Source organism: Pseudomonas mandelii (assembly GCF_024138395.1).
In the GTDB taxonomy this organism is placed as follows: Bacteria; Pseudomonadota; Gammaproteobacteria; order Pseudomonadales; family Pseudomonadaceae; genus Aquipseudomonas; species Aquipseudomonas mandelii_E.
The window spans coordinates 88,501-114,638 of sequence record NZ_JAMYDU010000013.1 but is presented as its reverse complement, the minus strand read 5'-3'; the positions used below and the strand labels follow the sequence as shown (position 1 = coordinate 114,638).

The 26,138-nt window shown below is 58.6% G+C and carries 28 protein-coding genes; 12 read left to right on the top strand and 16 right to left on the bottom strand.

The features are described from left to right. Nucleotides 1-148: 148 nt before the first annotated feature. Nucleotides 149-1,123 carry a cysteine synthase A gene (cysK, locus tag NHU87_RS19170; RefSeq protein WP_253551599.1) on the bottom strand — a complete coding sequence of 325 codons (975 nt, stop codon included), beginning with the start codon at nucleotides 1,121-1,123 and terminating at the stop codon, nucleotides 149-151. Between the two features lie 126 nt (nucleotides 1,124-1,249). On the opposite strand from cysK, the gene NHU87_RS19165 reads away from it, so the two are divergent. After that, the gene (locus tag NHU87_RS19165) at nucleotides 1,250-2,323 is read left to right on the top strand and encodes a DUF748 domain-containing protein (RefSeq protein WP_253551597.1); all 1,074 of its coding nucleotides are present in this window, start codon (nucleotides 1,250-1,252) and stop codon (nucleotides 2,321-2,323) included. Here the strand turns inward: NHU87_RS19165 and NHU87_RS19160 are convergent. Then, a complete protein-coding gene (locus tag NHU87_RS19160; protein WP_253551595.1) occupies nucleotides 2,320-2,823 on the bottom strand; it encodes a DUF2442 domain-containing protein in 504 nt (167 codons plus the stop codon). The genes NHU87_RS19165 and NHU87_RS19160 overlap by 4 nt on opposite strands. Nucleotides 2,824-3,058: 235 nt before the next feature. On the opposite strand from NHU87_RS19160, the gene NHU87_RS19155 reads away from it, so the two are divergent. After that, a complete protein-coding gene (locus NHU87_RS19155; RefSeq protein WP_253551593.1) occupies nucleotides 3,059-3,904 on the top strand; it encodes an AAA family ATPase in 846 nt (281 codons plus the stop codon). A 25-nt stretch (nucleotides 3,905-3,929) separates the two neighbouring features. Continuing rightward, nucleotides 3,930-5,108 (top strand): vWA domain-containing protein, encoded by a 1,179-nt coding sequence (locus NHU87_RS19150; RefSeq protein WP_030132618.1) that lies wholly within the window; start codon nucleotides 3,930-3,932, stop codon nucleotides 5,106-5,108. A 97-nt stretch (nucleotides 5,109-5,205) separates the two neighbouring features. Here the strand turns inward: NHU87_RS19150 and NHU87_RS19145 are convergent, their stop codons facing one another. From NHU87_RS19145 to NHU87_RS19130, 4 genes are all read right to left on the bottom strand, one after another. After that, nucleotides 5,206-5,739 carry a hypothetical protein gene (locus NHU87_RS19145; RefSeq protein WP_253551591.1) on the bottom strand — a complete coding sequence of 178 codons (534 nt, stop codon included), beginning with the start codon at nucleotides 5,737-5,739 and terminating at the stop codon, nucleotides 5,206-5,208. A gap of 118 nt (nucleotides 5,740-5,857) precedes the next feature. Further along, the gene (locus NHU87_RS19140; RefSeq protein ID WP_253551589.1) at nucleotides 5,858-6,775 is read right to left on the bottom strand and encodes a biotin-dependent carboxyltransferase family protein; all 918 of its coding nucleotides are present in this window, start codon (nucleotides 6,773-6,775) and stop codon (nucleotides 5,858-5,860) included. Continuing rightward, nucleotides 6,772-7,476 (bottom strand): 5-oxoprolinase subunit PxpB, encoded by a 705-nt coding sequence (gene pxpB / locus NHU87_RS19135; protein ID WP_253551587.1) that lies wholly within the window; start codon nucleotides 7,474-7,476, stop codon nucleotides 6,772-6,774. Before pxpB ends, NHU87_RS19140 begins: the two co-directional genes overlap by 4 nt. After that, on the bottom strand, nucleotides 7,473-8,225 hold the full coding sequence (locus NHU87_RS19130) for a 5-oxoprolinase subunit PxpA (RefSeq protein ID WP_253551585.1): 753 nt from the start codon (nucleotides 8,223-8,225) through the stop codon (nucleotides 7,473-7,475). The genes pxpB and NHU87_RS19130 overlap by 4 nt, the downstream gene beginning before the upstream one ends. A gap of 177 nt (nucleotides 8,226-8,402) precedes the next feature. Between NHU87_RS19130 and NHU87_RS19125 the strand changes: the two genes are divergently transcribed. Beyond that, nucleotides 8,403-9,329: a LysR family transcriptional regulator gene (locus tag NHU87_RS19125; protein ID WP_253551582.1), complete on the top strand. Its 927-nt coding sequence runs from the start codon at nucleotides 8,403-8,405 to the stop codon at nucleotides 9,327-9,329. Nucleotides 9,330-9,414: 85 nt separating this feature from the next. On the opposite strand, the gene NHU87_RS19120 is transcribed toward NHU87_RS19125, so the two are convergent. The 3 genes from NHU87_RS19120 to NHU87_RS19110 are packed head-to-tail and all read right to left on the bottom strand — an operon-like array spanning nucleotide 9,415 to nucleotide 11,277. After that, nucleotides 9,415-9,957, bottom strand: a complete 543-nt coding sequence (locus tag NHU87_RS19120) for a DUF2937 family protein (protein WP_253551580.1) — start codon at nucleotides 9,955-9,957, stop codon at nucleotides 9,415-9,417. 13 nt (nucleotides 9,958-9,970) lie between these two features. Next, entirely contained in the window at nucleotides 9,971-10,747 is a 777-nt protein-coding gene (locus NHU87_RS19115) for a class II glutamine amidotransferase (protein WP_253551577.1), read from the bottom strand. Nucleotides 10,748-10,779: 32 nt separating this feature from the next. Further along, nucleotides 10,780-11,277 carry an MFS transporter gene (locus NHU87_RS19110; protein ID WP_253551575.1) on the bottom strand — a complete coding sequence of 166 codons (498 nt, stop codon included), beginning with the start codon at nucleotides 11,275-11,277 and terminating at the stop codon, nucleotides 10,780-10,782. A gap of 247 nt (nucleotides 11,278-11,524) precedes the next feature. On the opposite strand from NHU87_RS19110, the gene NHU87_RS19105 reads away from it, so the two are divergent. Both NHU87_RS19105 and NHU87_RS19100 read left to right on the top strand, forming a co-directional pair. After that, nucleotides 11,525-13,579 carry a S9 family peptidase gene (locus NHU87_RS19105; RefSeq protein WP_253551573.1) on the top strand — a complete coding sequence of 685 codons (2,055 nt, stop codon included), beginning with the start codon at nucleotides 11,525-11,527 and terminating at the stop codon, nucleotides 13,577-13,579. Nucleotides 13,580-13,774: 195 nt separating this feature from the next. Further along, nucleotides 13,775-14,248 carry a cyclic nucleotide-binding domain-containing protein gene (locus NHU87_RS19100; RefSeq protein WP_253551571.1) on the top strand — a complete coding sequence of 158 codons (474 nt, stop codon included), beginning with the start codon at nucleotides 13,775-13,777 and terminating at the stop codon, nucleotides 14,246-14,248. 3 nt (nucleotides 14,249-14,251) lie between these two features. Here the strand turns inward: NHU87_RS19100 and NHU87_RS19095 are convergent, their stop codons facing one another. Continuing rightward, nucleotides 14,252-14,542: a hypothetical protein gene (locus NHU87_RS19095; protein ID WP_253551569.1), complete on the bottom strand. Its 291-nt coding sequence runs from the start codon at nucleotides 14,540-14,542 to the stop codon at nucleotides 14,252-14,254. 96 nt (nucleotides 14,543-14,638) lie between these two features. On the opposite strand from NHU87_RS19095, the gene NHU87_RS19090 reads away from it, so the two are divergent. The 4 genes from NHU87_RS19090 to NHU87_RS19075 all read left to right on the top strand — a co-directional run bounded on the left by NHU87_RS19090 (nucleotide 14,639) and on the right by NHU87_RS19075 (nucleotide 16,885). Continuing rightward, nucleotides 14,639-15,325, top strand: coding sequence for a spermidine synthase (locus tag NHU87_RS19090; RefSeq protein WP_007898703.1), 687 nt, complete (start codon nucleotides 14,639-14,641; stop codon nucleotides 15,323-15,325). Nucleotides 15,326-15,372: 47 nt separating this feature from the next. Further along, nucleotides 15,373-15,744 carry a YajD family HNH nuclease gene (locus NHU87_RS19085; RefSeq protein ID WP_007898702.1) on the top strand — a complete coding sequence of 124 codons (372 nt, stop codon included), beginning with the start codon at nucleotides 15,373-15,375 and terminating at the stop codon, nucleotides 15,742-15,744. A 200-nt stretch (nucleotides 15,745-15,944) separates the two neighbouring features. Beyond that, entirely contained in the window at nucleotides 15,945-16,415 is a 471-nt protein-coding gene (locus tag NHU87_RS19080; protein ID WP_007942196.1) for an RNA methyltransferase, read from the top strand. A 92-nt stretch (nucleotides 16,416-16,507) separates the two neighbouring features. Continuing rightward, nucleotides 16,508-16,885, top strand: coding sequence for a YgaP family membrane protein (locus NHU87_RS19075; RefSeq protein WP_253551567.1), 378 nt, complete (start codon nucleotides 16,508-16,510; stop codon nucleotides 16,883-16,885). 102 nt (nucleotides 16,886-16,987) lie between these two features. Here the strand turns inward: NHU87_RS19075 and NHU87_RS19070 are convergent, their stop codons facing one another. Further along, on the bottom strand, nucleotides 16,988-17,437 hold the full coding sequence (locus NHU87_RS19070; RefSeq protein WP_038979355.1) for a YcgN family cysteine cluster protein: 450 nt from the start codon (nucleotides 17,435-17,437) through the stop codon (nucleotides 16,988-16,990). A 279-nt stretch (nucleotides 17,438-17,716) separates the two neighbouring features. On the opposite strand from NHU87_RS19070, the gene NHU87_RS19065 reads away from it, so the two are divergent. Continuing rightward, entirely contained in the window at nucleotides 17,717-18,310 is a 594-nt protein-coding gene (locus NHU87_RS19065) for a nitroreductase family protein (RefSeq protein ID WP_253551565.1), read from the top strand. 90 nt (nucleotides 18,311-18,400) lie between these two features. Here the strand turns inward: NHU87_RS19065 and NHU87_RS19060 are convergent, their stop codons facing one another. The 5 genes from NHU87_RS19060 to NHU87_RS19040 form a co-directional block, all read right to left on the bottom strand. Further along, the gene (locus tag NHU87_RS19060; protein WP_253551563.1) at nucleotides 18,401-19,333 is read right to left on the bottom strand and encodes a D-2-hydroxyacid dehydrogenase; all 933 of its coding nucleotides are present in this window, start codon (nucleotides 19,331-19,333) and stop codon (nucleotides 18,401-18,403) included. A 121-nt stretch (nucleotides 19,334-19,454) separates the two neighbouring features. Beyond that, nucleotides 19,455-19,748, bottom strand: a complete 294-nt coding sequence (locus NHU87_RS19055; RefSeq protein ID WP_253551560.1) for a YcgL domain-containing protein — start codon at nucleotides 19,746-19,748, stop codon at nucleotides 19,455-19,457. Beyond that, a complete protein-coding gene (gene rnd, locus NHU87_RS19050; protein WP_253551558.1) occupies nucleotides 19,745-20,878 on the bottom strand; it encodes a ribonuclease D in 1,134 nt (377 codons plus the stop codon). Before rnd ends, NHU87_RS19055 begins: the two co-directional genes overlap by 4 nt. 286 nt (nucleotides 20,879-21,164) lie before the next feature. Further along, a complete protein-coding gene (locus tag NHU87_RS19045; protein ID WP_253551556.1) occupies nucleotides 21,165-22,814 on the bottom strand; it encodes a phosphoethanolamine transferase in 1,650 nt (549 codons plus the stop codon). Nucleotides 22,815-22,982: 168 nt separating this feature from the next. Continuing rightward, nucleotides 22,983-24,290 (bottom strand): glutamine synthetase family protein, encoded by a 1,308-nt coding sequence (locus tag NHU87_RS19040; RefSeq protein ID WP_437180842.1) that lies wholly within the window; start codon nucleotides 24,288-24,290, stop codon nucleotides 22,983-22,985. Nucleotides 24,291-24,843: 553 nt separating this feature from the next. Here NHU87_RS19040 and NHU87_RS19035 point away from each other — a divergent pair. Beyond that, on the top strand, nucleotides 24,844-26,031 hold the full coding sequence (locus NHU87_RS19035) for a cyanate transporter (RefSeq protein WP_253551552.1): 1,188 nt from the start codon (nucleotides 24,844-24,846) through the stop codon (nucleotides 26,029-26,031). Nucleotides 26,032-26,138 lie beyond the last annotated feature (107 nt).

The following is a 26,138-nucleotide window of genomic DNA, read 5'->3' as shown; positions in this document are numbered from 1 at the left end:
TGCCCCAATACCTGTAGGAGCGAGGCTTGCCCGCGAAGAACGATGACGCGTAATACCTGAAAAACCGCGGTGAATTCTTCGCGGGCAAGCCTCGCTCCTACAGGCATTGGGGCTTGCCCCCGTTCGGCTGCGAAGCAGTCGTAAAATGTTATTGCTGAGTTTCCTGCTCGGTGAACAGATCACTGAACAGCATGCTCGACAGGTAGCGCTCGCCAGAGTCGGGCAGGATCACCACGATGGTCTTGCCCTGCATTTCCGGGGTTTCGGCCAGCCGCACAGCCACAGCCATGGCGGCGCCGCACGAGATGCCGCTCAAAATCCCTTCTTCCTGCATCAGGCGCAGGGCCATCGCCTTGGACTCATCGTCGCTGACCAGTTCGACCCGGTCGACCATCGACAGGTCCAGGTTCTTCGGCACAAAACCAGCGCCGATGCCCTGGATTTTGTGAGGGCTAGGTTTGATTTCTTCCCCGGCGATCATTTGAGTGATTACTGGAGATACCAACGGCTCCACCGCCACCGAGATAATCGGTTTGCCCTGAGTATTCTTGATATACCGCGAAACCCCGGTAATGGTTCCACCTGTCCCGACGCCCGCCACCAGTACGTCGACTGCGCCGTCGGTGTCGTTCCAGATTTCCGGCCCGGTGGTTTTTTCGTGGATGGCCGGGTTAGCCGGGTTTTCGAACTGCGCCGGCATGAAGTAGGTCGATGGATCACTGGCGAGGATTTCGGCGGCCTTCTCGATCGCGCCTTTCATGCCTTTGGCCGGTTCCGTCAACACCAGTTCGGCGCCAAGGGCTTTGAGCACCTTGCGCCGCTCGATGCTCATGGACGCCGGCATGGTCAGCATCAGCCGGTACCCGCGGGCAGCGGCAACGAACGCCAGGCCGATGCCGGTGTTGCCCGAAGTCGGTTCGATGATGGTCATGCCGGGCTTGAGTTTTCCGCTGCTTTCGGCCTCCCAGATCATGTTCGCGCCGATCCGGCACTTGACCGAATAACCGGGGTTGCGCCCTTCGATCTTGGCCAGGATGGTGACACCGCGCGGGGCGATACGGTTGATCTGCACCAGCGGCGTATTGCCAATGGAATGGGCGTTGTCAGCATAAATACGGCTCATGGCTGGGTCCTTATACAGCGTTGAATTAGCTGTCCAAGGTATGCCTGTTACCCGTGGTCGTCCAGTCAGTCGAACGTCCGCTTACCCCCGCAGTCAATCGCTTTATACCGCCAGAGATTTGCCGCCATGAAGCGTCGATACAGTTGGTCCCTGTGGATCCTCGCCGGCCTTGTTGTGCTACTGGTTGCCCTGCACATCGCACTTCCCTACATGGTGCGCGATTACCTCAACGAGAAACTCGCGGACATGGGTGACTACCGCGGCCAGATTACCGACGTGGACCTGGCCTTGTGGCGCGGTGCCTACAAAATCAACGGACTGAAAATCGTCAAGGTCGACGGTAAGGTCCCGGTGCCTTTCGTCAACGCCCCATTGATTGACCTGTCCGTCAGCTGGCACTCGCTCTGGTACGACCATGCCGTGGTGGCCGAGGCGCAGTTCGACAAACCCGAGGTGAACTTCGTCGATGGTGGTAACAAGAAAAACTCCCAGACCGGTCAGGGCACCGACTGGCGGGCACAACTGGAAAAGTTGCTGCCGATCACCTTGAACGAGGTACGGATCAATGACGGGCGGATCACCTTTCGTAACTTCCATTCAAAACCGCCCGTGAACATGAATGCCACTCAGGTCAATGCCAGCATCTACAACCTGACCAACGTGGTCGACACCGAAGGCAAACGCGACGCCCGGTTCGATGGCAAGGCGCTGTTGCTGGGGCATGCACCGCTGGAAACCGTGGCGACCTTTGATCCATTCAGCAATTTCGAAAACTTCGAATTCCGCCTGCGCGCCAAGAACCTTCAACTCAAACGCATGAACGACTTCGCCTCGGCTTACGGCAAGTTCGACTTCAATTCCGGCCATGGAGACCTGGTCATCGAAGCCGAAGCCAACAAGGGCCAACTCACTGGCTACATCAAGCCGCTATTGCGCGATGTCGATGTGTTCAATTGGCAACAGGACGTGGAGGACAAAGACAAAGGGATTTTTCGTTCCATCTGGGAAGCACTCGTCGGTGGCACCGAGAATGTGTTGAAGAATCAGCCAAAAAACCAGTTCGCGACGCGCGTTCAGCTCAGAGGCAGCGTGCATCAGAAAGATATCAGCGCATTCGAGGCTTTTTTGCAGATCTTACGTAATGGTTTCATCCAGGCGTTCAATGCCCAGTACGAACGGCCCAAGCCGGATACGGACTAAGATTTGCGCGTGACGGTGTAACGACCCGTTTCTTCTGCTGCTCGTGCCGGGTTTGATTGCTGTTGCAAAAAATCCCAGCCCAGGCAAGCCAGGGCCAACGACCGCGGCACCGCTTCACGGCCACTGCTGTAGCGACTGATACTGCGGGCACTGACACCCAACGCCTCGGCCGCCTGGTTCAACGGTAACCCGGTGCGAGCCCGCCAATCGATGAAAATACGGGTGTTTTCATCGGCCGCATTTTGCGCAAGGGCATCCAGATACAGCGTGTCTGCGCCAATCTGGATATCCAGCTCGGACCACTCCACGCTCCAGCCATCGTCACCCAAGGCTGCGCCCTCAAAAGCGCTGGCCTCCAGCAATGGTTGCAGCCCCGGGTATGAACGCAGGTCGCGACTTAAATCGAGGCTCAGTTGCTGACCATCGATAAAGGTCAGCGCCAAGCGGTAATCCGGCAGTACCTGCACAGCCGACAGCCGTGGTCGTTTCATGGGTAACATCGTTTCCTGTCTTCCTGCGTATCGCGAAACATGCCCGGCAAGCTATCGCCAAAATGGCGATAGCTCAATACTGGCCAACAGCCGAGACCGAGTCAAGATGTGACGCCCCATTCAGAGACTGAATAAGCCGTCTGCGTTCACAGTCGACCGGGCAGCGCGTTATAGTCGGGGTACTACAATTATTGCGCCCCGCCCTGCCTCGTTCAGGTCGGCGTTACCGTTCGAGGATTAGCAGATGAAGTTCGAAGGCACCCAGGCCTACGTCGCCACCGATGACCTGAAGCTGGCGGTCAACGCCGCCATCACCCTGGAGCGGCCGCTGTTGGTCAAGGGCGAACCGGGCACCGGCAAGACCATGCTCGCCGAGCAACTGGCCGAATCCTTCGGCGCCAAGTTGATTACCTGGCACATCAAGTCCACCACCAAGGCGCATCAAGGCCTGTACGAGTACGACGCGGTCAGCCGCCTGCGGGACTCGCAGCTGGGCACTGAAAAGGTCCACGACGTTCGCAATTACCTGAAAAAGGGCAAGCTCTGGGAAGCCTTCGAATCCGAAGAGCGGGTGATCCTGCTGATCGACGAAATCGATAAGGCCGACATCGAGTTCCCTAACGACCTGCTGCAAGAACTCGACAAGATGGAGTTCTACGTTTACGAGATCGACGAGACCATCAAGGCCAAGAAGCGCCCGATCATCATCATTACCTCAAACAACGAAAAAGAGCTGCCGGACGCCTTCCTGCGCCGTTGCTTCTTCCACTACATCGCCTTCCCGGATCGGGTCACGATGCAACGGATCGTCGACGTGCATTACCCGAACATCAAGAAAGAGCTGGTCAGTGAAGCGCTGGATGTGTTCTTCGACGTGCGCAAGGTGCCTGGCCTGAAGAAGAAGCCATCGACCTCCGAACTGGTGGACTGGCTTAAGCTGCTGATGGCCGACAACATCGGCGAAGCGGTGCTGCGCGAGCGCGATCCGACCAAGGCCATTCCGCCACTGGCCGGCGCCCTGGTGAAGAACGAACAAGACGTGCAATTGCTTGAGCGCCTGGCGTTCATGAGCCGTCGCGGCTCTCGCTAAGCCCCGATAGAGAGAGGCGATCGCCATGCTGCTCAACCTGTTCAATGAAATGCGTGCAGCCAAGGTACCGGTCTCGGTGCGTGAGCTGCTGGACCTGATCAACGCGCTGAAACAGCGCGTGACCTTTGCCGACATGGACGAGTTCTATTACTTGTCGCGGGCGATTCTGGTGAAGGATGAAAAGCATTTCGACAAGTTCGACCGGGCATTCGGGGCCTACTTCAACGGCCTGGAAAAGCTCGACGATCATCTCCAGGCGCTGATTCCGGAAGACTGGCTGCGCAAGGAGTTCGAACGCTCGCTGACCGATGAAGAGCGGGCCGCGATCCAGTCCCTCGGTGGCCTGGACAAGCTGATCGAAGAGTTCAAGAAGCGCCTGGAAGAACAGAAGGAACGCCATGCCGGCGGCAACAAGTGGATCGGCACCGGCGGCACCAGTCCATTCGGCTCCGGTGGCTTCAACCCGGAAGGCATTCGGGTCGGCGATGCCGGCAAGCGTCAAGGCAAAGCGGTCAAAGTCTGGGATCAGCGCGAGTACAAGAACCTCGACGATTCGGTCGAACTGGGCACGCGCAACATCAAGGTCGCCCTGCGGCGCCTGCGTAAATTCGCTCGTCAAGGCGCGGCGGAAGAACTGGACATCGACGGCACCATCGACCACACCGCCCGCGATGCAGGGTTGCTGAATATCCAGATGCGTCCGGAGCGCCGCAATACCGTCAAATTGTTGCTGCTGTTCGACATCGGCGGCTCGATGGATGCCCACGTGAAGATCTGCGAAGAGCTGTTCTCGGCCTGCAAGACCGAGTTCAAGCATCTGGAGTACTTCTACTTCCACAACTTCATTTATGAATCAGTGTGGAAGAACAACATGCGCCGCACCTCTGAGCGCACCGCCACCCAGGATCTGTTGCACAAGTACGGCGCCGACTACAAAGTGATCTTCATCGGCGACGCCGCCATGGCGCCCTATGAGATCACCCAGGCCGGTGGCAGCGTCGAGCACTGGAACGAAGAAGCCGGTTACGTGTGGATGCAGCGTTTCAAGGAAAAGTACAAGAAGCTCATCTGGATCAACCCGTATCCGAAAGACACCTGGGGCTATACCTCGTCGACTAACATCGTGCGGGATTTGATTGATGACCAGATGTATCCGCTGACGTTGCGGGGGTTGGAGGAAGGGATGCGGTTTCTTTCCAAATAGAGCGCTGATCATTCCCACGCAGAGCGTGGGAAACGATCAAAGGCGAACAGCTAAATCGCTGTCGCCTTTCAAATTGCACATGGCGCAGGAAACTATTTTACCAACCCAATTCGATATAGGACTTGCAAAGCCTGTTCATAAAACTCGTGTCTTGTGTGACCGGCGGTTGCACGCCTGGCCTTTTCGCCTCCTGAGCGATTTCTTTTCTTCGCTGAGTTTCTGCCGCTAGCCGCTTTGTCTTTTCTTTTTTTATTTCTGGGCTAAGCAGCAGTTCGTGTTTCATCTGGTCGTCTTCTGCAAAAAAGCGAAACCTGACACTTGTAGCGGTACCTTCTGCAGTGTGCCCCTCGGCAATCAGCTCCATGCTTTTGCCGTTCTGGTTTCCGCGATGGCTCCAGTCAAACATGCGTTGCATATCGCGACTTGCTTTGGAGATGAATTGTTCGATCAGAGTAGCGAGTCCTTCGCAATTGATCTTGTCGGCATTCAGCCTCTGCAGATTACCAAAACGATCTATTTTGGCTTTATAAACAACGTCCTTTTCGGGGGAGTCGTAGAACTCGACGATACGGCTTTCGACACTGGCTTCGCCTTCAACGTCTACCTGAGCAATGACTTTCATATAACGCATCTGTAACTTCCTTGTGAGAGATGAAGATCAATAGTTCCACATATCCTCAAAAATCAATGTAGGCGAATGTACTTAAAAGCAAGGAAGCGTCTCGGCCTTGAGTACGAAACAACGGGCGTTACAAGTAAGATTTCAGATAGTTTTTATGTTTTCTCCAGCCTTCCTCCTGCATCACTGGAGTGAATCGCACCTTTTTCCCTGGCAGACACTGCGCCAACCTGGCCAGCGCCAACGGCGTCAACGCGCCCAATCGGGGGTAACCACCGATCGTCTGCCGATCATTGAGCAATATGATCGGCTGCCCATCCGGTGGCACTTGCACCGCGCCTAATGGAATGCCCTCAGAAATCATTGGCTGCCCCTGGTACTGCAGCGTCTTGCCCAGCAAGCGAATGCCCATACGGTCGGCGCGACTGTCCACTGTCCAGGCACTGTTGAACACATCAAACAGGCTCTGCCCGCTGAACTGACCAATCTGCGCGCCGAGCACCAGATCCAGAGGCGTGTCCGATTGCAAATCCGGTCGAAGCTCCAACGGCATTTCGCGCCCCCCCAGCGATTGCCCTTCATAGCTCAGCGTCGCCCCCCGCGCCAACGGCAAACCCAGGCCATCAAGTCCGCCGAGTTCTTCACGCACCACCGTAGCGCTACTGCCCAACACCTTCGGCGCGGCAAAACCACCGGGAGCGGCCAGATAAGCCCGGGCACCGTGCAACGGCTGGGTGAGTTGCAACGTCTGCCCTTTGCTCAGTTTGAAACTGCGCCAAGGTGCCAAAGCCTCACCGTCAATTTGTGCACCAAGATCTGCGCCGGCCAACGCCAGCAAACAATCCTCTTCAGCCACCACGGCAAACCCGCCAAGGGTGATTTCGACCACCGGCACATCCAGCCCATTGCCCAGCAACCAATTGGCCCAGCTCATCGAACACCAGTCCGCCGCGCCGCCCTGAGTCACGCCCAAATGCCGCACGCCAAACCGTCCCCCGTCCTGCAGCAGACACAGCGGTGTGCTCGCCGTAATCGTCAATCGGCTCATGCCAGCGTCTCCAAGGGAGTGTCGTCGCCACCCAGGTCGATGAACTCGGAGTGACTGACCGCTTCGAAACGCACCGTGTCGCCGGGCTGCATCAGGCTGTAGCCATCACGATTGCGATCGAACAGTTTCGTCGGGGTGCGACCGATCAGGTTCCAGCCACCGGGAGATACCGCGGGATAGACGGCGGTCTGGCGTTCGGCGATACCGACGCTGCCAGCAGCGACTTTCTTGCGGGGGGTGTTCAATCGAGGGGCTGCGAGCACTTCTTCGACCAGTCCCATAAAGGCAAACCCAGGTGCAAAGCCGAGAGCGAACACCTGATATTCCCGAGCGCTGTGGCGACGGATCACCTCCTCCACCGCCAGACCGCTACGCTCGGCGAGCAAGCCCAACTCAGGGCCGACGCTCAGGTCGTACCAGACTGGCAAGACATGACACTGACCACGGGTTCGCGCATTGGGCGACAGGTCGATCAACGATTCCGCGATCAATTCCCGCGCCTGAGTCGGGCTCAATGAAGCCAGATCGTAATGCACCATCAACGTCGTATAGGACGGCACCAGATCGATCAGTTGCTCGCCAAACACCGCGCGCAATCGCTCGTTGGCGGCGAGCATCCACGGCATGTTGGCTTCGGCAATTTCATCGAACAAACGCAGCATCAGGCAATCCAGTGCCGCCACTTCAATCCTTGGACTCATGATGCACTCGGCTGATTCAAGGCCTCGCGAATGCGCTGCACGGCGGCTACCGAACTGGCGTTGTCACCGTGCACGCAGAGGGTATTGGCTTGCAGGTGCAAGGCGCTGCCGTCGCTGGCAGTGAGGCGGCCGCCACGGGCGATGGTCAGGGCTTGCTCGATGATTTTCTCGGGATCGTGATGCACCGCGCCCGCAAGTTGCCGCGAGACCAGTCGACCGGCACTGTCGTAGGCACGGTCGGCAAAGGCTTCGAACCATAGGGTCACGCCGTATTCATCGCCTGTTTGCTGCGCCGCCGAGTTGTCGCGAGTGGCCATCAACATCAACGGCAAGCTGCGGTCATACGCCGCCACCGCCTGAACCACTGCACGCAATTGCGCCGGATTGGCCATCATGTCGTTGTACATCGCGCCGTGGGGTTTGACGTAACTGACCCGCCCGCCCTGCACTCTGCAGATGCCGTCGAGGGCGCCGATCTGGTAATGCAGGATGTCTTGCAGCTCTTGCGCGGTGTAAGCCATGGATCGGCGACCGAACCCCACCAGATCCTGATAGGCCGGATGGGCACCAATCTGCACGCCGTGGTTCAGGGCCAGGCTGACGGTCTTGCGCATGATACTCGGGTCGCCAGCATGAAAGCCGCAGGCCACGTTGGCGCAATCGATGAAGGGCATGACCTCGGCATCCAGACCCATGGTCCAACTGCCGAAGCTCTCGCCAATGTCGCAGTTCAATAGCAGGTGGTTCACAGTGAACACTCCTGTAAGGCTTTTGTCTTTTTAACTGTGGGACATATGCCCCACAGGGATTGTTCTGAACCCCGACGACGCCTATCGTGGGAACCGGATGCGCCGATTTTTGGACGCTTGGCCCTGCTGCGTCCAACTAATAAAAACCCGGCCAAGGCATAAGAAAAAGTTGATCCCATGAACCTGAAGTTTCTCGAAACCTTTGTCTGGGTCGCCCGACTCAAGAGTTTCCGCCTGACGGCAGACAAACTCTTCACCACCCAGGCGTCGATTTCCAGCCGTATCGCGGTGCTTGAAGGCGAGCTCGGGGTAAAGCTGTTCCTGCGCGATTCTCGCGGCGTGAGCCTGACGCCCGAAGGCTTGAAAGTGCTCGAATATGCCGAGCAGATGATGGACACGATGCAGGCGCTCAAGCAGTCGATCGAGACCCGTTCGAGCAAGGGCGGGCGGGTCCGGATTGGCGTCATGGACACCGTGATCCACACCTGGCTCAGCCCATTGGTAGCGCAAATGATGGATCACTACCCGCTGGTGGAAATCGAGCTGGTGGCCGATACCGCGCTCAACCTCTGCGATCAGCTGCAAAAAGGCTTTCTCGATCTGATTCTGCAAACCGACCTGTTGCGCCAGGAAAGCGTGCGCAGCCTGGAGTTGGCCAGTCATCCGATGGGCTGGATCGTGGCCAGCCATTCCATCTACAACCGCGAGTATTCAGGTATCGCCGATCTGGCGCGGGAGCGGATCATCACCTATTCGAAAAATTCCCATCCGCATCAGGACATCTTGAGCCTGATGCAGGCCAACGGGGTCATGGCGCCACGGCTGAACTGTGTGAATTCTGTGTCGGCGATTACCCGATTGCTGAGGGACGGCTTTGGCATTGGCGCGCTACCGCCGGTACTGGTGGCCGAAGAATTGGCAGGGGGGGAATTGACGTTGCTGGCCATCGATCAACGACCGCCGAATTTGCAGGTGGTGGTGTCATGGCGGGTTGGCGTGGAGTGGGTCGAGGAGATTGTTGCGTTGTGTCAGCAGGTCGTGGAGCGCTACGCGTGCAAGGTGGGTGAGGATTACATCGTTCTGAGCAAACCTTCGGTTAGCTAAAATCAAAAGATCGCAGCCGTCGGCAGCGCCCACAGGCGCGTAGGAGCTGCCGAAGGCTGCGATCTTTTGATCTTATCTTTTGTTTCTACAACCCCCGCACATCCCGGTCTTCGATCGGCCGGCTCTGGCGCAAACGCTTGCCGCCCAGCACCACCCAGTCGATCAGTCGGAACAGGCATTCAATGCCGAACGACAGCAGCAACGCGCCGCTCATGCCCCAGATCATCGCTTCCGGCGTCAGCAGGATTTGGTAGCTGTAGCCGTTCCAGGTTTCCTTGCGAATATCCGGGTCGGCGGCCAGGGCCACTTGCAGGATGCGGATATACCACGGGCCCTGCATGGCCTGGAATTGCTTGTCGAGGGCCAGTTGACGGGTGAGCAAGCTGCTCAGGCTGTCGGCATCGCTGCGAAAGATCGGATCTTCGCTGGCACGGTAATGGGCCACGAGCGCCTGCATATCACCCTTGAAAAACTGATTGGCGGTGCCCTGGAAACCGCTCAAACCGGTCTGCGCTTCGATCAGATGCGCCTCGACCCGCTTGGCATAATCACTGATGAACCCAGGCACCTGGACACCGATCAACAGGCCCGCCGCGAACAACACCAGCCGTAGATAACTGAGCAACATGGGGGAGAGATCCTTATTCGGTCTTGCCCTGGCTGACGCATTCACCGCGTCGCCAGAGGCTCCATTGGCCCGGTTCGTAACGGGTCCAGGTTTCATTTTCGGTCAAGGGTTCGGTGGCGATCACCGTGACCACATCGTTGGGCGTGGTTTCGGCCTGGAAGTCGACGATCACATCGACATCCTTCAAACGCGCCGGGCCGAACGGTGCACGGCGGGTGATCTGCGCCAGCTTGCTGGAGCAGTAGCAGAACAGCCAGTCGCCGTCGCTGAGCAGGCAGTTGAATACACCTTTGCTGCGGTACTCGGCGCAGGCGGCCACCAGGTCTGGCAACAGCGCTTCAATGTCTACCGGCTCGGGGAACGCTGCACGCACCCGATTGAGCAAATCGCAAAACGCCGCTTCGCTGTCGGTATCGCCGACGGGGCGGTAGAAACTGGCGGTCGGTTTGAAGTCAGCCAACTGGCCGTTGTGGGCGAAACACCAGTTGCGCCCCCACAACTCGCGCACGAACGGATGGGTGTTGGACAGGCACACTTTGCCGACGTTGGCCTGGCGGATGTGCCCGATCACCACTTCGCTTTTGATTGGGTAGCGCTGCACCAGGTTCGCCACTTCCGACTCGCTGCTTGCCGCCGGGTCCTGGAACAGCCGCAGGCCACGGCCTTCATAAAAAGCGATGCCCCAACCGTCGCGGTGTGGCCCGGTGCGGCCGCCGCGCTGCATCAGCCCGGTGAAGCTGAACACGATATCGGTCGGGACATTGGCGCTCATGCCCAATAACTCACACATGCTCGGACTCTCGATTCAGTACAGGGGCACGATTACAGACGCGGTTCGACCCGCGAACGCTGCGGATTGCTCGGCACCGGTGGCCGGCCGTAACGATCATCGCCGGCACCGCCGAAAGGCTGATCGTCGTCAGGCTCGTCGGCCCGCGCCGCTGCCTTGGCGGCAGCTGCCTGTTCCTTGCGAGCATTGGAGGCGCGCTCGATGGGAAAGCGGATAGCCACGAACACCAGGTAAATGCCGAAGACAATCATGCCGTACATGAACAGATCGGAAACCGCGCGCCAGGCGTTGTTGCCGACCTTGAACAGCAAGTCGAGGGCAGTAATGGCGATAGACGGGGCGACCTTTTCTTTCACCGGGTCGATGATGGTCGGGCTGAACAGCAACACCGCCACCAGCAGCCGCAGCGGCTCACGCAGCCAACGCCACATCCAGCGGGTGATGCGCATCCACACCAACAGGCAGCCTAAAGCGGCAAAGGCGTAGAGGCCCCAAGCGATCAGATAGTCGTTCTCGGTCATGGTGTCCATGGCAAGGCAGGCAAAGAGGCGCTTATAGTAACGACTTTTCGCACGTCAGGCTTGTCCCAATACCAGTCGGGCAAGACACAGACCCTGTGGGAGCGAGCTCGCTCGCGATGAGGTCAGTACATTCAACATCAATGTTGTCTGGCAGTCCGCCATCGCGAGCAAGCTCGCTCCCACAAGGTCTGCAGAGGCATCAAGATTTGAATGTCGCCTGCAAAACCCTATTCCGTACATTGTTCGAGAGCCATTCATGCCCCTATCCGCCAACGTCACCAGCGCTCCGATTGCCCACAAGGCCGACGGTCGCGACCCGTATGCCTGGCTGCAGGAGCGCGACACCGACGCGGTGCTCGATTACCTGAAAGCTGAAAACCGCTACCAAGAGACGCAAACCGCCGATCAGGCCGGCCTGCGCGAAACCCTGTTCGAAGAGATCAAGGCGCGGATTCTGGAAACCGATCTGTCGCTGCCCTCGCCTTGGGGCCCGTACCTGTATTACACCCGCACCACTGCCGGCGACGAATACGCCCGTCACTACCGCTGCCCGCGTCCGGCCGATGGCAGCCTGCTGATCGACGAAAGCCAGGAACTACTGCTGCTTGATCCGAACGTGCTGGCCAGGGGTGGCTTCTTTTCCCTGGGCGCGTTCAGCATCAGCCCGGACCACCAGCGCCTGGCCTACAGCATCGATTCCTCGGGCGAAGAGATTTACACGCTGTTCGTGAAGGAATTATCCAGCGGCCGCGTCAGCGAACTGGAATTCCAGGACTGCGACGGCAGCATGACCTGGGCCAACGACAGCCTGACGCTGTTCTTCGGCGAACTCGACGACACTCATCGCCCGCACAAACTGTTCCGCTATCGGCTGGATGGCACCGCGGCCGAAGAAGTGTTTCATGAGCCGGACGGCCGATTCTTCCTGCATTGCTACCGCGCAAGCTCCGAACGGCAACTGCTGTTGTCGCTGGGCAGCAAGACCACCAGCGAAGTCTGGGTGCTCGATGCTTCGTTGCCACATCAGGCCTTTACCTGTCTGGCGCCGCGGGTCGAAGATCATGAGTACGATGTCGACCACGGCAAACTCGATGGCGAGTGGACGTGGCTGATCCGCACCAACCGCGACGGCATCAACTTCGCGCTGTACCAGGCCGCCGATACTGGCGTTGCGCCGACCGAAGCCGACTGGCAGAACCTGATTCCCCACAGCGACACCGTGATGCTCGAAGGTATGAGCCTGAACGCCGAGGCCATGACCCTGAGCCTGCGTGAAGGTGGCCTGCCGATCATCGAAGTCCGTCCACGGGACTTGGTGCCCTATCGCGTGCAATTGCCGGATGCGGCCTACAGCCTGCACGTGCAGAACAGCCTGGAGTTTGTCAGCGACCGGATCCGTCTGCGTTACGAAGCCTTGAACCGTCCGGCACAGATCCGCCAACTGATTCTGAGCAGCGGCGAGCAGAAAGTCCTCAAGGAAACTCCGGTACTCGGCCCGTTCGACGCTGATGCGTACGTCAGCCAGCGACTGTGGGCGACGGCACCGGACGGCACACAAGTGCCGATCAGCCTTGTGGTCAAACGTGAGTTTCTCGGCAAGCCGACGCCGCTTTATCTGTACGGCTACGGCGCCTACGGCGAAAGCCTCGACCCGTGGTTCTCCCACGCCCGCCTGAGCCTGCTGGATCGCGGCATGGCGTTTGCCATTGCTCATGTACGCGGTGGCGGTGAGCTGGGCGAAGCCTGGTACCGCGCCGGCAAGCAGGAACACAAGCACAACACTTTCAGCGACTTCATTGCTTGCGCCGAACACCTGATCGCCAAGGGCTTCACCACCCCATCGCAGCTGGCAATCAGCGGTGGCAGCGCCGGTGGTTTGCTGATCGGCGCGGTGCTCAATCAACGGCCAGAGCTGTTCGCTGCGGCGATTGCCGAAGTGCCGTTCGTCGACGTGCTCAACACCATGCTCGACCCGGAACTACCGCTGACCGTCACCGAATACGACGAGTGGGGCAACCCGCAAGAGCCGGACGTCTATGATCGGATCAAGGCCTACGCCCCGTACGAAAACGTCACCGCACAAGCCTATCCGGCAACGCTGGTGATCGCCGGCTACAACGACAGTCGCGTGCAGTACTGGGAAGCGGCCAAGTGGGTGGCGAAATTGCGCGCGACCAAAACCGACACCAATCCCCTGCTGCTCAAGACTGAACTGGGTGCCGGGCATGGCGGGATGAGCGGTCGTTATCAGGGATTACGTGACGTAGCCCTCGAATACGCATTTGTTTTCAAGGTTTTGGGCATCGCCTGAGGAACTTGGCCCGGCGTACCGGTCTTAACACCCGTACGCCAGACACGATCCCTTGTAGGAGCGAGGCTTGCCCGCGAAGGCATTATCACAGCCAACATTGATGTTGAATGTTACGGCCTCTTCGCGGGCAAGCCTCGCTCCTACAAGGGCGCGGCGCCGGAACAGACACAGACACAACAAAAAGACCGTGACGACATGTCAGAACCGACCTTACTGAACAACGAAATTCGCGACTGGCTCATGGACTGCGGCCTGTTCGATCAACTGTTGCCGGCAGACTTCGTCGCGGCTTCGGGTTACTTCAGCATCAGCACCATTGCCGAAGGTGAAGAGATTTTCCATGAGGGCGATGCCGGTAGTTTCATGTGCATCATCCACACCGGCCAGGTCGCGGTGCAGAAGACCAACAGCGACGGGCAACGGGTGACCATGGTCACCTTGCGCAGCGGTCGGGCGTTCGGCGAAATGGCCGTGCTCGATGGCGAACGGCGCTCAGCCAGTTGCGTGGCCGCGAGCAATTGCCAGTTGCTCAACCTGGGCAAGGACTCGCTGGAAAAGATGCTCAACGACGCGCCAAAAATCGCCGCCAAAATCATCCGCGCCCTCGCCGTCTCCCTTTCCAAACGCTTGCGCATGGCCGACGGGCAACTGCTCTCGCAGCAGGTTTAGTGTCTAGCCGCCCGGCGTTTTGATTTTCGTCGTGCTCGGTTCAAGGCCCGGCAGGGTTTGATCCTTGGGTGGATTGGGCATTTCGATCGGCGGCAACAGCGGTGGCCCGCCACTGCCGGAGCCGGCCTTGGGCACGCTGGTCGGGGTGATCTGCGGATACGGCGTCGGAGTGGCGGTGCCGGGTGAACCGGGCGTCGGCACGGGGCTGGTGGGGATGGCTTGCAGCTCCTGGGCCTGCACTGCAGTTATCGAGAGCGCGGCCAGGGCAATGGCCGTTAGAATGGTGCGCTTCATCAATGGCTCCGTTGGCCTTGTGGTCTTTTTGCAGGCTACTCCCAACTGCGCGTGTTTGCCTTCCTCCATCTGTCAATTTCTCCTCAAGAGCGCCCCATGAAACGTTTCGTTCTGCTCGATACCACCCCCATCCCTGAAAACGGCGGTGCCCTGTGCCTGTTCGAATACGGCGAGGACTTCGTTATCAAGATTCAGGGCGGTGACGGCGGGCAGTTGATGAACACCCGCATGCACGGCTCCGAAGATGCCCTGGCCGAAATCCCCTGCCGCAAGGTCGCCGGCCGGCCGAATTCGCGCGTGTTGATCGGTGGCCTGGGCATGGGCTTCACCCTCGCTTCGGCGCTCAAGCATTTGGGCAAAACGGCTGAAGTGGTGGTCGCGGAACTGGTCCCCGGCGTGGTGGAGTGGAACCGCGGGCCGCTGGGCGAGAAAGCCGGCAATCCGCTGCTCGACCCACGTACGGTGATCCGTATGGAAGATGTGGCCAAAGTGCTGCAAGCCGAACCGCAAGGTTTCGATGCGATCATGCTCGACGTCGACAATGGTCCCGAAGGCCTGACCCAGAAGGCCAACAGCTGGCTTTATTCCGCTGGAGGCTTGAGCGCCTGCGCCAAGGCCCTGCGGCCAAAAGGCGTGCTGGCGGTGTGGTCGGCCAGCGCCGACCGGCAGTTTTCCGACAAGCTGAAAAAAGCCGGTTTCAAGGCCGAGGAAGTGCAAGTCTTCGCCCACGGCAACAAGGGCACCCGCCATACCATCTGGATTGCCGAAAAGCTCAAGGGCTGAGCTAAACTCACGTCATACCGTCATTAGTCTTTTACAAAGGTGAACCCATGAGTTCGTCAACGCCGACCAATACCTCGAAGCTGGATCGCATCCTCGCCGACAACCAGCGCGATAAGGAAATGGGTTACCGCGACAAAGCCCTGAAGATGTACCCGCACGTGTGCGGCCGCTGCGCCCGTGAGTTCTCCGGCAAACGCCTGAGCGAACTGACCGTGCACCACCGCGACCACAACCACGACAACAACCCGCAGGATGGCTCGAACTGGGAGCTGTTGTGCCTGTATTGCCATGACAACGAACACTCGCGCTATACCGATCAGCAGTATTTCGATGAAGGTTCGCTGAGTACGCCGAAGATTGCCAAGGCGACGCACAACCCGTTTGCGGCGTTGGCGGGGTTGATGAAGAAAGAAGACTGAAGATATTCGTTGGACATGCTGGCCTCTTCGCGGGCAAGCCTCGCTCCTACAGGTTTACGCGACAACCGTGTATGACCTTGAACCTGTAAGAGCGAGGCTTGCCCGCGAAGGCTATCTCCCTGACACCACCAATCTACAATCTGACCACCCTCCCCCAATCCCCGTATAATCGCCGTTTTTTCCCCGAAGGCACCCCGCTCGTGGCAGACAAACGGTACAGCTGCATTGGTTTGTATAACCCCAAATCACCGGAGAACGTCGGTTCGGTAATGCGCGCCGCCGGCTGCTATGGCGTGGCGTCGGTGTTTTACACCGGCAAGCGTTATGAACGCGCCGCCGATTTCGTCACCGACACCAAGAAAGTCCACTACGACATCCCGCTGATCGGCATCGACGACCTGAAAAAAATTCTGCCTCTGGGCTGTGTGCCGGTTGCGGTCGAGCTGGTCGACGGCGCCCGCTCGCTGCCGGAATACACGCACCCGGATCGCGCCCTCTACATCTTCGGTCCCGAAGACGGCTCGCTGGATAAAGAAATCCGCGACTGGTGCGAAGACGTGGTCTACATCCCGACCACCGGCTGCATGAATCTGGCGGCCACCGTCAACGTTGTGCTGTACGACCGCATGGCCAAGGGCAACAACACCCGCTCCGGGCCGAAATTCCGCTGAATTGCCGCATATTCGATGGAACAAGCCGCTCGCCCAGACAGTCAGCTAATTATCTATTGCTGAAGCAATCCTTCCCTGCCTGGAGACAGATCATGCGCGAGTTCAATCCTGTAGAACGTATCGAAACCACCCCATTCCAGAGCCCTTCCGAAAAGAACGTTCATGGCTGGGAACGCGCCGGCTCCCTGGCGGGTGGCGTGGTCATGCTAAGCAAAGGTCTGCGACGCGGTGGCGTATTCGGATTGATTGAGATAGCCATTGGCGGCATGGCTCTGGCCCGGGGAATCACGGGGCATTGCTCGGCGAAAAGACTGTTGGAAAAGAACCGTCAAGACATGGCAAACGCCCGCGCGAGAATCGAGCGCGCCGGGGATGAGCTGAGCCGCATGAAAGCTAACGCCGAAGCGGCGACCAGCACGGCGACCGTGACGGGGAATGATTCGTTGAACTCGCCGAAGGCTGGGGTTTAAACCCTTTTAAGCAAAAGATCGCAGCCTTCGGCAGCTCCTGCATTGGGATGACGTACACCCTGTAGGAGCTGCCGAAGGCTGCGATCTTTTGATCTTCCGGAATTAACCCGCGCGAAAAATCAGATGGTCTTCCCAATCGTCTTCGGCCACGCTGCCCTCGGCGAGCATGCGCCCGGACTGGGAAATACGTTCGTGATGCACCGCCTCGCGATCTCCGCATACCAAGTGATGCCAGAGCGGTAAATCCTTGCCTTCGCTCACCAGTCGATAACCGCAGGTCGGCGGCAGCCACTTGAATTCATCGGCCTTGCCCGGCGTGAGCTGAATGCAATCAGGCACAAAATCGCGACGATTGGGGTAATCGGTGCACTGACAGGTTTTGAGGTCCAGCAGTTTGCAGGCGATGCGCGTGTAGTAGACGGAGTTGTCGTCTTCGTCCTCGAGCTTTTGCAGGCAGCACAAGCCACAGCCATCGCACAGCGATTCCCATTCCTCTTGATCGAGTTGATCGAGGGTTTTGCGTATCCAGAACGGTTCGACTTTGGCGGCCATGGCTCAAGCATCAACATCAGGTGGTGAAAAGGCCGCCAGTCTAGTGCCAAGGCACCGGCGGGCCAAGCATTGGCGACTGCCGGTACATGGCACTTGTGAGTTTTTGCGCCGCCCGGTAGCTTTGCCAGTCGCAAGAAGCCCTAGCCAAGTGCCATTAACGCTCAACCGCGTTGCATTCAGGTGAACTGCCCAGACTCTCGGAAAACCCTTCCGCTCAGCTCAACTGCGCCCGCCGGTTTTTTAGACGCCCCTCATTTTCAAACGTAAAGGAATCTCTTGATGAGTGCTAACCCACGCGTTGCCGACTACGCCATTCACCCTCAGTTCACCGATCGCTGGTCGCCCCGCGCCTTCACTGGCGAAGCCATTGCCGAAGAGACCCTGCTGAGCTTCTTCGAAGCCGCGCGCTGGGCGCCATCGGCGTACAACTCGCAGCCTTGGCGGTTTCTCTATGCGCGCCGCGACACACCAAACTGGGAGCGTTACCTGGGGCTGCTGAACGAGTTCAACCGCAGCTGGGCGCAGCATGCCTCGGCGCTGGTGATCGTGATCTCGAAAACCACCTTTGCGATACCTGGCGCCACCGAAGAAACACCGGCGCAATCCCACACTTTCGACACCGGTTCGGCCTGGGGCCACTTGGCCCTGCAAGCGAGCATCAGCGGCTGGCACACCCACGGCATGGCTGGTTTCGATCAGGAACTGACTCGCAAAGAGCTGAATATTCCTGAGGGCTATGCACTGCACGCGGCGGTGGCGATCGGCAAGCTGGGTGACAAGGCGACGCTGGCCGAGTACCTGCAAGCGCGCGAAGAGCCAAGCCCGCGTCGTCCGCTGAGCGAGTTGGCGGCTGAAGGTGATTTCACCCTCTAAAAGCAAAAGATCGCAGCCTTCGGCAGCTCCTACAGGTGTTCACAAAACCCTGTAGGAGCTGCCGAAGGCTGCGATCTTTTCAGCTGCGCCTCAATACCCGCGATTGAAATCCACTTCCCCACGCAACGCTTCGCCCGCCTGATATGCCCGCAGGTTTTCGACGAACAACTTCACCATCATGGGTGGCGAAGTCGGTGCCGAACTGTGGCCGGTCAGCAGCAGGCCCCACGCGGTCCAGAACGGATGGCGTTGCGGCAGCGGCTCCTGACGGCAGACGTCGATCACGGCGCCGGCCAGATGCCCTTCCTTCAAGGCTTCCACCAGATCCGCATCGACCACCGCCACGCCGCGCCCGACGTTGATGAACAATCCGGTCGGTTTGAACTGCTTGAACAGTGCGGCGTCGTACAGGTCGTGAGTATTGGGGGTGTTCGGCAGCAGATTGATCACGTAATCCACTTCGCCAACCAGTCGCGGCAAATCGCTCAGCGCGCCAACTTCGACAAACGGCGCCTGCTCCCGGGCGGTGCTGGCGATGCCATACAACTCGACGCCAAACGGCAGCAGAAACTGCGCCACCGTCTGACCGATGTCACCGGTGCCGACGATCAACACTTTGCGTCCGGCCAGGCTTTGGCCCTGACGATTGTCCCATTTGCGCTCGACCTGGCTGACCAGCCGCGGCAATACTTCGCGCTCGTGGCCGAGCATGTAAGTCAGTACGAATTCGGCCATGACCTGACCGAAAATCCCTACCGCGCGAGTCAGGCGATAGTGCCGGGGCAGGCCGTCGGCCAGCAACGGCGTGATGCCGGCCCAAGTCGATTGCAGCCATTGTGGTTCGTGGCCCTGACGCAGCAAGGTCGCCAGCAGGTCCGGCTGACCGAGCCAGACCTGGCACTCGGCGGCCTGACGGGCCAGTTCGGCGGAGTCGCCGCTGGTCAATACTTCCAGATCAGGCGCTGCCTGACGCAACAGTTGGGCATACACAGGGTGGTCGTGTTCAGCAATCAGAACGCGCATGGTTCAAACCTTTCAAAAACAGTGCAGACAGCCGCCGACGGAGTATCACTCCATCGCCCTGGCTATCGCCAAAATCATTCCAGTGTTTCATAAAGGCTCCTGAACAGAGCCTGTCTGCCGATCACATCGGGTCGTTGCGTCGCAGCAATTCTTCCGGTAGATGCTCGATGTATTCGTCTTCGGCCGGCGGCATTTGCAGGTGATAGCCCTGCTTCTCGAGGTTTTCCAGCACGACGACAATGTCTTCACTGGCCAGTTTGCGCTCGGGCGACAGCACCAGATCGAAGGAATGTTTCGGCTTGCCGAAGGCCAGCTTCAGCGCTTCCGGCACACGTTCAAGCGCATCGCTTTTGAGCACATAAAGGTACATGCCGCTGCGCTTGGAGCTTTGGTAGATGGAGCAAATACGTTTCAAGGCTGTTCTCCGGCGGTGGCCAGGCTGTCGAGCAGCGCCTGGCCCATCAATTCGCGGCGCCAGCCACGCAGCGAATCAGGCAATTGGTAAGGACCATTGGGGAAGCCGCTTTTGAGCAGCGCTTCCAGGGTTTTCTTGCGCAGCATCAGCTCTGGCGCGATGTTCAGTCGCTCGGCTTCGGCCTGACCGATGGCGCGCAGCTGTTTGACCAGCGCGGCGGCTTCCACCGGCAATGGCTCCGGCACTGCGGGCGGCCATTGTTCAGGCGACACACTGCCAGAGCGCTTGATCAGATCAAGCAGAAATTCGCCATCCTGACGCACGGTACGCGGGTGCATGTCTTCGATTTTCGCCAGCGCGCCGAGGTTGTCCGGTTGCGTGCGCGCCAATGGCCACAGGGAGTGTTCACGGATGATGCGGTTGCGCGGCAAATCACGGGCACGGGCTTGCGTTTCACGCCAAGCGCAGAGTTCACGCAATACGGCGAGTTGGGCGCGGGACAGCTTCCAGGCCAGTTTGGCGTCGCGATAGACCTCATACGGGTCGACCTCGCGACGCAGATTGGCCACCAGCTCGGCACCGTCTTCCAGGACCCAGGCGTATTTTTCGTCAGACAGCTTCGGACGCAGCTGTACGAAAACTTCCGCCAGATGCAAGGCATCTTCAGCGGCATAGCTGATCTGGGTGTCGGACAGTGGACGTTGCAGCCAGTCGGAACGGGTTTCGCCCTTGGGCAGGTCGATGCCGAGCACTTCCTGCACCAGCCGCGAATAGCCCATGGAGAAACCCAGGTTCAGGTAAGCGGCAGCCAGTTGGGTGTCGAACAACGGCGCCGGCAGGCTACCGGTCAGGCGCAGTAATACTTCGAGGTCTTCGCTGCACGCGTGGACGACTTTGACCACGGCCGGGTTTTCCAGCAACGCGGCCAATGGCTGCCAATTGTCGATGGTCAGCGGGTCAATCAGGTAAGCGCGTACGCCATCGCCGATCTGCAGCAGGCCTGCGATCGGGTAAAAGGTGTCGACCCGCATGAATTCGGTGTCGAGGGCAACGAATGGCAGCTGCTGCCACTCGGCGCAAAACTGACCGAGGCTATCGTTGTCGCGAATCCAGTGAATATCGATGGCCACACGGCTCTCCCTTGAAGAATGGCGCGCAGTATATATCGCCCCCGGCGATTTCCGCGCATCCACTGAACAAGAGCTTTAGCGAAAATACCTGCTGGACAAAAGAATAATCCGACAAAGCAGGGCTTGCCGTATGCAATCAGTTAAGCCGTGACGCGACCCGTAGCAGCTGGCGAAGCCTGCGTTCGGCTGCGAAGCAGTCGCGAAATCAGGCAGTGCGGTACTTTAGGGCCACGATATCGACTGACGGCAGATTAACCACTGGCGCGTGAAAAAAAGGTCGACGGGCTCATTCTTTGGCCAGCACACCGTCAATCACTGCGCCGCGGCAACCGGCAAACATGTCCAGCCCTGGGTCGTAGACCTTGCTGTTGACCTCCAGCAGGCCCAGCATCGAATGGAACAGATTGTCCTGGCTCAAGGGCTTTTCGCGACTCAGTTGCAGGCAATGGGTGTCGACCGAGAACGATTTTTGATAGCTGTCGGAGAACCACGCCAGCATCGCGACATGCTTCTGTTGTTCCGGCGCCAACATGTAAGGCGTGCCATGAAGGAACAGGTTGTATTCGCCCAGCGATTCGCCGTGGTCCGACAGATAGAGCATGGCGGTATCGACTTTGTCCTGATTACTGCGCAACAGATCGATCAGGGTCGACAGCACATGGTCGGTGTACACCAACGTATTGTCGTAGCCATTGACGATACTTTCGCGGCTGCAATCGTTCAGCGCATTGCTTTCACACACCGGGGTGAAGCGTTCGTACTCTTTCGGGTAGCGCTTGAAATATTCCGGACCGTGACTGCCCATTTGATGCAGTACCAGCACGGTGTCTTTATCCAGCGTGTCGATGAAGTGCTGCAAACCTTGCAGGAGAATTTCATCGCGGCACTCGCTGTTGGCGCACAGCACCGGGTCTTTCAGGTTGCTTACGTCGTCGACAGTGACTCGATCGCAAGTGCCTTTGCAGCCGGACTGATTATCCCGCCAGATCACCTCGAGGCCGGCGTGCTTGAGCACGTCCAGCAGACCTTCCTGGTTCTTTGCCTTGCTGGCGTTGTACTCCTTGCGGCCCATGTTGGAGAACATGCAAGGCACCGACACGGCCGTTTCGGTGCCGCAAGAATACACGTCGGTGAAGGCAATCAGGCCGGCCTCCTTATCCAGTTGGGGGGTGGTGTCGCGGTCATAACCGAGGATGCCGAAGTTCTCGGCCCGGGCACTTTCGCCCACCACCAGTACCGTCAGGGATTTACGGCCGTGGGTCTGCCAGACCGGGTTTTTCCTGGCATCTTCACCGAGTTTGACAAAGGGTTGTTGGGCAGAAACGACTTGCTCGCGCAGATAGCCGAGCGAGGCACCAATATAGTTGCTTGGCACCACCATCAGGCGCAATTCATGGTGATTGCGAAATAACGACGACAGGCCTTGATAGTTGACCAGGGCGACACCACCGATTACCGCAACCGATGCGACACTCACCAGCACTTTACTTAATAATTCCCGGTGCCAACGACGGTAATTAACCGGCGTCTTCCACAACAACCACGATGGCAAAACTCCGAGCAATACAATATAAACAAACCACTTCACGGACAGTAAGTCGCGCACTTCCGTGGCATTGGTTTCTGCGAAGTTACGAAACATACCGGCGTCAATCAATACACCGTATTGGCTCATGAAATAGGCCACACCGGCACTGACCAAAAAGATCAGCGTCAACACGGGCTTCATCACAAACCGGAATGCCAGCAAGGTTAGCACGATGTTGAAAACTGCCAGAATCATTAGCCCGAATGCAACACGCATGGCGATGCCTTGACCGTCTGCAGCGGTGATATCAAACAGGTGTTGCCAGAGTACTGAATTGAATCCCGTCAATAAAAAGGCGCTGGCAATCAACGTCACCCACTCGGGGCGCATGGCTTTTAACTTCAACATGATGATCGGCTGTTCCTGAAAAGAAGTGCCCCGCGATAAATGTGAAAATTTCATTTACCGCAACCACACAAACTTTAAGCAGCCAACCCTCAATTTTTCGTGAAAAAGAAGCCAACGATTAGTTGGCTAATGGCATTAGGCCAAAACTTTCAACTGTGGCGATTAGTTTCAGGCCTGATGCAGATACCAGCGCCAGTCCTGCTCACCGACTTCGCCCATGAACTGCCGGTATTCGGCACGTTTCACCGCCAGATACACGCCAAGAAACTCACTGCCGAAGGCTTCCCGCGCCCAGGTCGATGCCTCCAGCGCTCGCAACGTGGTCAACCAGTCAGTGGGCAATAATTCCGTCGCCTGGGCGTACCCGTTGCCCTCCACGGGTGCTCCAGGGTCAAGCTGCTCACGGATGCCGCGATGAATCCCGGCCAGAATCGCCGCAGCCGCCAGGTACGGATTGGCGTCGGCACCACAGATGCGGTGTTCGATATGCCGGGAGAATGCTGGCCCGCCGGGCACTCGCAAACTCACGGTGCGGTTGTCCACGCCCCAGGTGGCCGCCAGTGGTGCATAGCTGTTGGTCTGGAAACGACGGTACGAGTTGGCGTTCGGACAGAACAGCAGCAATGAATCGAGCAACGTGCTGAGCATCCCGCCGACCGCATGCTTGAGCAGCGGCGTGCCGTCCGGGGCTTCGCTGGCGAACAGGTTGTTGCCATCCTTGTCCGCCAGGCTGACGTGCATGTGCATGCCGGTGCCAGCCAGGTCATCGAAAGGCTTGGCCATGAAGCAGGCCGTCATCCCGTGCTTGTGAGCCACGCCTTTGACCAGCCGTTTGTAGCGCACCGCTTCATCCATCGCCTGCAAAGCATCGGTGCGGTGTTCGAGGGTGATTTCCACCTGCCCCGGCGCGTATTCGGAGATCGCCGTGCGCGCCGGAATGCCCTGAAGCTTGCAGGCGCTGTAGAGGTCGGCCAGAAACGGCTCGATCTGCTCAAGCTCACGTAAGCCATAGACCTGAGTCCCACGTGGCCGTCCGCCATCAACATCCCGCGCCGGCTGCGGCCGACCGTTGCTGTCGCGCTGCTGATCCAGCAAATAGAACTCCAGCTCCGCCGCCATCACCGGGTAATAACCGTCGGCCTGCAAGCCCTCGATGACCTTGGCCAGTAGATGCCGTGGGTCGGCGATGGTCGCGGGCATGCCCTCTTTTGGATGCATGCTGACCTGCACCGCCGCGGTGGGAATCAATCGCCACGGCATACGCTGCAAACTGCCGCTGATCGGGTAGGCTCGGCAATCAATATCACCGACGTCCCAGACCAGCCCGGAATTTTCCACGTCATCGCCATTGATGGTCAGGCCCAGAATGGTACTTGGCAGCGGCCGCCCGCTCTCGTACACCGCCAGCAGTTCATCGCGATGCAGCAACTTGCCCCGTGGTACACCATTGTTGTCGAGGATGAACAGCTCGAACATCTCGATATCCGGATTGTGTTCCAGGAAGGACAGGGCTTGTTCTTTCGTGGCGAAGGATGTCGTGGCACAGCTCATGGGAATTCTCGTCTATCCGCGTCAGGCAAACGCACAGGCGCCGCCGATTTGATCCCGGCGCACAGCGCGGGACCTGTCAGAACAATCAACGGGACGTGCAGGAATCCGGCGGGCGTGCGTGGCGGCAGTGCCACAGTGCCCAGAAGGCCAGTTCAGAAGGGAGTGCGGACAAACTCAATGCGCAGGCAGGTCTATATAGACGACATGGATAAAAGCTCGAAGTGGCACCAGGCGCCCCCTCGTGTTTGATTCCGATCAGCCAGACGTCCATGGAAAAGACCGCAGTAAACAGATGCAAAGCAGCGTCACACGGGCAGATAAGCCGTTAAATCCAGACTTGATGAACCTTGGTTGCAGATTGGCTAAACAATCACGCAAGTTACAAAACCTAATTTCTCGATAGTGCCAGTGACTTTTCAGTTTGCCCCGACAGGCTTGGAGCGGCCTAATCGAAGCCTTGTATATTTGGGGTTCCCTTATGGAAAACGTTCGCACTTCAAGCTCCTATGCCGGATGGCTGATGGTCAGCGTGGTATTGGTGGCACTGAATCTGAGGCCTTCGATGGCCGCTGTCGGGCCTTTGTTGTCGGCCATTCGCGGGGACGTTCCATTAAGTTTCAGTACCGCCTCGCTGCTGACCATGCTGCCCGTCATGGCGATGGGACTGGCGATGTTCCTGGGAATGCGCATCGCGCAACGCGTCGGCGAACATCGCACCATCATTGTGTCGTTGCTGATCATCGGTGTGGCCACGGTCTCGCGGCTGTACCTGGACAGCAGCCTTGAGCTGATCCTCAGCGCGGTATTGGCCGGGTTGGGGATCGCCCTCATTCAGGCGGTGATGCCGGCGCTGATCAAGTCACGCTTCAGCGACAACGTTTCGCTGTTCATGGGTTTGTATGTCACCTCGATCATGGGCGGAGCGGCGATTGCGGCATCGTTCTCGCCTTTCGTCCTGGCGCAAACCGGTAGTTGGCGGATGGGCCTGGCAATCTGGGCGCTACTGACGCTGGTGGCCCTGGTCTTCTGGCTTGCCCAGCGCTCTGCAATCGCGCCATTGCCGGCGGCGCCAACGGGGCGCCAGGAATCCTTCGTCGGTAATTCACGGGCTTGGCTGTTGGCGGTTTTCTTCGGTTTGGGCACGGCCTCCTACACCTGTGTGCTGGCCTGGCTTGCTCCGTATTACGTGGAAAAAGGCTGGAGCGAACAGAATGCCGGTTTATTGCTGGGGTTTCTCACGGCCATGGAAGTCGTGTCCGGGCTGATAACACCTGCAATTGCCAACCGCAGCCAGGACAAGCGTCTGGTACTGGTCGTTCTGCTGGCCTTGATCATGGCCGGCTTCTGCGGCCTGATCCTCAGCCCGGAACGCTTTAGCCTGCTATGGCCGTGCCTGCTGGGTCTGGGTATTGGCGGTCTGTTCCCGATGAGCCTGATCGTGTCCCTCGATCATCTGGACAACCCGCGTCGTGCCGGCGGCCTGACGGCCTTCGTACAAGGCATCGGTTACCTGATCGCGGGCCTCTCGCCGCTGATTGCCGGGATGATTCGCGACCAATTGGGCAGCTTCGAATGGGCCTGGTGGTCACTCACAGCGGTGATGGCGGTGATGATCGTGATGGTGCTGCGCTTCAACCCAAGGCAATACGCGCAGCATATCCAATAGGCTGTTTTTCGTAGGAGCCAGCGGTGCGGCGATCCGACTTGCCGGCGAAGGCGCTCTTAAGGACGCCTTCGCCGACAAGCCTGGCTCCTACATGCCGGTTTACCGCT

Coding starts and splice junctions, on each gene's coding strand:
- cysK (WP_253551599.1), bottom strand. CDS start 1,123: ATGAGCCGTATTTATGCTGACAACGCCCATTCCATTGGCAATACGCCG.
- NHU87_RS19165 (WP_253551597.1), top strand. CDS start 1,250: ATGAAGCGTCGATACAGTTGGTCCCTGTGGATCCTCGCCGGCCTTGTT.
- NHU87_RS19160 (WP_253551595.1), bottom strand. CDS start 2,823: ATGTTACCCATGAAACGACCACGGCTGTCGGCTGTGCAGGTACTGCCG.
- NHU87_RS19155 (WP_253551593.1), top strand. CDS start 3,059: ATGAAGTTCGAAGGCACCCAGGCCTACGTCGCCACCGATGACCTGAAG.
- NHU87_RS19150 (WP_030132618.1), top strand. CDS start 3,930: ATGCTGCTCAACCTGTTCAATGAAATGCGTGCAGCCAAGGTACCGGTC.
- NHU87_RS19145 (WP_253551591.1), bottom strand. CDS start 5,739: ATGCGTTATATGAAAGTCATTGCTCAGGTAGACGTTGAAGGCGAAGCC.
- NHU87_RS19140 (WP_253551589.1), bottom strand. CDS start 6,775: ATGAGCCGATTGACGATTACGGCGAGCACACCGCTGTGTCTGCTGCAG.
- pxpB (WP_253551587.1), bottom strand. CDS start 7,476: ATGAGTCCAAGGATTGAAGTGGCGGCACTGGATTGCCTGATGCTGCGT.
- NHU87_RS19125 (WP_253551582.1), top strand. CDS start 8,403: ATGAACCTGAAGTTTCTCGAAACCTTTGTCTGGGTCGCCCGACTCAAG.
- NHU87_RS19120 (WP_253551580.1), bottom strand. CDS start 9,957: ATGTTGCTCAGTTATCTACGGCTGGTGTTGTTCGCGGCGGGCCTGTTG.
- NHU87_RS19115 (WP_253551577.1), bottom strand. CDS start 10,747: ATGTGTGAGTTATTGGGCATGAGCGCCAATGTCCCGACCGATATCGTG.
- NHU87_RS19110 (WP_253551575.1), bottom strand. CDS start 11,277: ATGGACACCATGACCGAGAACGACTATCTGATCGCTTGGGGCCTCTAC.
- NHU87_RS19105 (WP_253551573.1), top strand. CDS start 11,525: ATGCCCCTATCCGCCAACGTCACCAGCGCTCCGATTGCCCACAAGGCC.
- NHU87_RS19100 (WP_253551571.1), top strand. CDS start 13,775: ATGTCAGAACCGACCTTACTGAACAACGAAATTCGCGACTGGCTCATG.
- NHU87_RS19095 (WP_253551569.1), bottom strand. CDS start 14,542: ATGAAGCGCACCATTCTAACGGCCATTGCCCTGGCCGCGCTCTCGATA.
- NHU87_RS19090 (WP_007898703.1), top strand. CDS start 14,639: ATGAAACGTTTCGTTCTGCTCGATACCACCCCCATCCCTGAAAACGGC.
- NHU87_RS19085 (WP_007898702.1), top strand. CDS start 15,373: ATGAGTTCGTCAACGCCGACCAATACCTCGAAGCTGGATCGCATCCTC.
- NHU87_RS19075 (WP_253551567.1), top strand. CDS start 16,508: ATGCGCGAGTTCAATCCTGTAGAACGTATCGAAACCACCCCATTCCAG.
- NHU87_RS19070 (WP_038979355.1), bottom strand. CDS start 17,437: ATGGCCGCCAAAGTCGAACCGTTCTGGATACGCAAAACCCTCGATCAA.
- NHU87_RS19065 (WP_253551565.1), top strand. CDS start 17,717: ATGAGTGCTAACCCACGCGTTGCCGACTACGCCATTCACCCTCAGTTC.
- NHU87_RS19060 (WP_253551563.1), bottom strand. CDS start 19,333: ATGCGCGTTCTGATTGCTGAACACGACCACCCTGTGTATGCCCAACTG.
- NHU87_RS19045 (WP_253551556.1), bottom strand. CDS start 22,814: ATGTTGAAGTTAAAAGCCATGCGCCCCGAGTGGGTGACGTTGATTGCC.
- NHU87_RS19040 (WP_437180842.1), bottom strand. CDS start 24,290: ATGTTCGAGCTGTTCATCCTCGACAACAATGGTGTACCACGGGGCAAG.
- NHU87_RS19035 (WP_253551552.1), top strand. CDS start 24,844: ATGGAAAACGTTCGCACTTCAAGCTCCTATGCCGGATGGCTGATGGTC.